Raw genomic sequence first — 3620 nt, 5'->3', positions numbered from 1 at the left:
GGGAGTCTCCTTGCAGGGTGGGGGATGGTGCGGCTCAGGCCGCGACCAGGTGCGCCAGGGCCTGGCGCAGTTGCGGCAGCGGCAGGGTCTGCAGGCGCAGGCCGTTGCCGCCGATCACGGTGGGAATGGAGCGGATGCCGAGGGCCGCGGCTTCGGCACGGTCGGCCTGCACACGCCGGGCTGCTGCGTCGCTGCGCATGTGGTCAGCGAAGGCGCCACGCGGGTGCCCCAGTGCTTCGGCGATATCCAGCAGTACTTCGGCGTCGCCGATGTTGCGGTGCTGGTGCAGGTGTGCCCACTGCACGGCATCGAACATCGCGCCATGGGCGTCGTTGCCACCGAGCATGCCGGCGGCCTGGCAGGCCAGTGCGCCGAGCCAGCCGGACGGATACTCGAAGTCCTGTGCGCGCATGCCTTCGATATCGATGCGCGCGGTGTCTTCATGCGCGGCGCAGTCGGTCCAGTGGCGCAGGATGATCGCCTTGGCGCGCTCCATCGAGCCGAACACCTCGACCATCTGCGCGCGCGAGTCCTGCAGCACGAAGCTGCGGTGACGCACCTGGATGCCGAGTTCGGCGGAGACCTGCTGCAGGCGCGGGGCCAGCACGAAGCACCAGCCGCAGACCACGTCGTGGAAGAAATCGACCACCGGCGCGGCGGTGGCGGGGGAAGGAACGGAAGACATCTGCCTGCCATCGGTGAGAGGGGAGGCGGCAGATTAGGCAGCGCGGCGCGTCTGAAACAGCACGCCGCGGGCAGCTCAGTTTTCGCTGGCGGTTACGAATCCAGGCCAGCGCAGCCGGGCAGCTCGGCGTGCAGGAAATCGATGAAGGCACGCACCTTGGGCTGCAGGTGGCGCGAGGTGGGGTAGACCGCATGCACGAAGCGCGGCGGATAGCGGTGGTCGGGCAGCACCTGCTGCAGTTCGCCACGGGCCAGCGCCGGTGCCGCCAGGAACGAGGGCAGGGCGCCGATGCCCATGCCGGCCACCAGCAGGTCGCGCAGCAGCAGGCTGTTGTTGACGGTGACGCGCGCCGGCAGGGTGATCGTCACCTGGCCGTCGGGGCCGAGCAGCGGCCAGCTGCCGGGCGAGTCGGACAGGCTGTAGGCCAGCACGCTGTGCGTCTGCAGATCGTCCACCGCCTGCGGTGCCGGATGCTGCCGCAGGTAGGACGGGGCCGCGCACAGCACCTGCTGCAGCGAGGCCAGGCGGCGCGCCACCAGCCGCGAGTCATCCAGCTCGGCACGCAACCGCAGCGACACATCGAAACCTTCGCCCACCGCATCAAGCAGGCGGTCTTCCATCACAAGGTCCAGCGACAGCTGCGGATGCTGCTGCAGGAAGCGTGGCAGCAGCGGCGACAGCGTGCTCAGCGCGAATGATTGTGGTGCATTGACGCGCAGGCGCCCGGCCACGTCGCCGCGCTGTTCGGCGATGCCACGCTCCAATGCATCCAGCTCGTCGAGCAGCCGGCAGCATTCGCGGTAATAGGCGTGGCCGGTCTCAGTCAGGCTCATGCGCCGCGTGGTCCGCTGCAGCAGCACCACGCCCAGGTGCGCTTCCAGGGTGCGCAGCTGCTTGCTCAGCCCGGCCGGTGACATGCCCAGGTCTTCGGCGGCGCGGGCCAGCCCGCCGCGTTCGACGATGCGGCGGAAGGCACGCATCAGGTTGAAGGAATCCATGCCGGTCCCGGGCGCGATGAGGGCGCCATTGTAGATCCAGGCCATGCGTGATGCGTGGATGTGGCAAGTGCGGTGCCCACCAAGGTGGGCATCTACCAGGGGCACGGGTTGCGCCGTTTGTTCAAGCCGGCGCCCCATACGCGGCGCCAGCATGCAGGCCCCTTACTTTCCGGATTGCCCATGAAGCACTGGATGCTCCGCCTGTATGCCCCGTTGTTCCTGCTGGGTTTCGTTGCCGTCGCCGTCGCCTGGGTCGGCCACCTCCACGGCGACCCACTATGGCTGCTGGCCTTGCTGGCGGTTGCCATCGCGGTCTCGTTCGCTGCCGAACGTGCTTGGCCGTATGACCCCGCGTTCAACCACGACCACGGCGACAGCCTGCGTGACACCCTGCATGCGCTGGTCAACGAGAGCCTGAACCTGCTGTCGATCGCGGCGGTGCCACTGCTGGCAGCCATCATTCCGTGGCAGGCCTGGCCGCTGCAGTGGCCATTCGCGCTGCAGGTGCTGCTGGCCGTCATCTGCGCCGATCTCGGCATCACCCTGGTGCACTACGCCAGCCATCGCATCGGCTGGCTGTGGCGGCTGCATGCGGTGCATCACAGCGTGACCCGCATGTATGGCTTCAACGGTCTGATGAAACACCCGCTGCACCAGGCGGCCGAAGCGGTGGGCGGCGTGCTGCCGCTGCTGCTGTTGGGCCTGCCGATGCCGGTAGCCGCGGTGCTGGCGTTCGCCATTGCCATCCAGCTGCTGCTGCAGCATTCCAACGTGGACATGCGCCCCGGCGTGCTGGGCCGGGTGATGGCCTGGGCACCGCTGCATCGCTTCCACCACATGCGTTACGGCACCGCCGGCGACGTCAACTTCGGCCTGTTCCTGACTTTCTGGGATCACCTGCTGGGGACCGCCTTCGATGCGCCCGGCTATCGGCTGCAGCAACGCGACCTCGGCATCGGCAGCCAGCCGGACTATCCGCGCGATTATCCCGGACAGCTGCTGGCGCCGTTCCGCGAACTGCCGCATGGCGAGGTGCCGGAGCTGCCGGAAGGTCTGCGCAGGCGCGGATGATGGGGCGTGTCAGGCCGCGTGCAGCTGCAGGCCCTGCAGCTGCGCGGCACTGATGCCGAACATGCGGCGCAGGCTGCGCGACAGATGGGCCAGGTCAGCGAATCCGGCCGCGTGCGCGCTGTCGGTCAGGCTGTGCCCGCGCAGATGATGCATCAGTGCGCTGCGCAGCCGTTGCCACAGCACCCAGCCGCGCAGGGTCACCGCCAGATCGGACTGGAAGCGTCGATGCAGCTGGCTGGTCGACAGATGTGCCGCCTCGGCGATATCGGCGGCTGGCACCGGCCCGGGCAGGTGCTGGGCGATACGGGACAGCGCGGCTTGCACGCGGCGGTCCAGCGGTTGCGGGCGGCTCAGCCGTGGCAGCCAGTCGTGCAGCGCCAGCGCGTTGCCCGGCAGCGCGTGCAGGTGCTGCTGGATCTGTTCGGGATCGGCATGCGCCGGTTCGAGGAACACCGTACAGCCCGCTTCCGGCGCCGACAGGATTGCGTGCGGCTGGAATGACGGCAGCCACAGCCGTTGGCCCTGCTGCCGCACCCCATCAACCTCGACCTGCCAGAGCGCGCCGTCGCTCAGCAACAGTTGATGGGCGTAGTGCGCGTGCGTATCGCTGCCACCGGCGTGGCCCTGCAGCACGGCCACGTGAGCCTCCAGCAGCAGCGTGCCATTCCAGGGCAGGGCGGGAGAGGACATGGAGGAATTGTAGATCCACGCCATGCGTGGATGAATCTCCATCGAAATCGATTGATTCGACGATTGATCGAAGAACATCCACGCATGGCGTGGATCTACTGCAGATTGCCGCGAATTGTCCAAGGCGGGGTGGGTCCGGTTGCGGGGGCGTGAGCGCCATGGATGGCGCGACCGAG

General features: G+C 68.3%; 4 protein-coding genes. 1 reads left to right on the top strand and 3 read right to left on the bottom strand.

Annotation, left to right across the window (positions count from 1 at the left end; genetic code table 11):
• Positions 1-34 precede the first annotated feature (34 nt).
• Positions 35-685, bottom strand: a complete 651-nt coding sequence (locus QRO95_RS25050; protein WP_049461586.1) for a DsbA family protein — start codon at positions 683-685, stop codon at positions 35-37.
• Between the two features lie 92 nt (positions 686-777).
• Positions 778-1728 (bottom strand): LysR family transcriptional regulator, encoded by a 951-nt coding sequence (locus QRO95_RS25045; protein ID WP_182266301.1) that lies wholly within the window; start codon positions 1726-1728, stop codon positions 778-780.
• Positions 1729-1863: 135 nt separating this feature from the next.
• Here QRO95_RS25045 and QRO95_RS25040 point away from each other — a divergent pair, with 135 nt between their 5' ends.
• On the top strand, positions 1864-2754 hold the full coding sequence (locus QRO95_RS25040; protein WP_285303719.1) for a sterol desaturase family protein: 891 nt from the start codon (positions 1864-1866) through the stop codon (positions 2752-2754).
• A gap of 9 nt (positions 2755-2763) precedes the next feature.
• On the opposite strand, the gene QRO95_RS25035 is transcribed toward QRO95_RS25040, so the two are convergent.
• Positions 2764-3468 (bottom strand): helix-turn-helix domain-containing protein, encoded by a 705-nt coding sequence (locus tag QRO95_RS25035; protein ID WP_285303718.1) that lies wholly within the window; start codon positions 3466-3468, stop codon positions 2764-2766.
• Positions 3469-3620 lie beyond the last annotated feature (152 nt).

Origin of the sequence: Stenotrophomonas maltophilia group sp. Smal13, assembly GCF_030236855.1 — a bacterium.
GTDB classification, from domain to species: domain Bacteria; phylum Pseudomonadota; class Gammaproteobacteria; order Xanthomonadales; family Xanthomonadaceae; genus Stenotrophomonas; species Stenotrophomonas maltophilia_A.
This window is presented reverse-complemented; position numbering and strand designations above follow the sequence as displayed.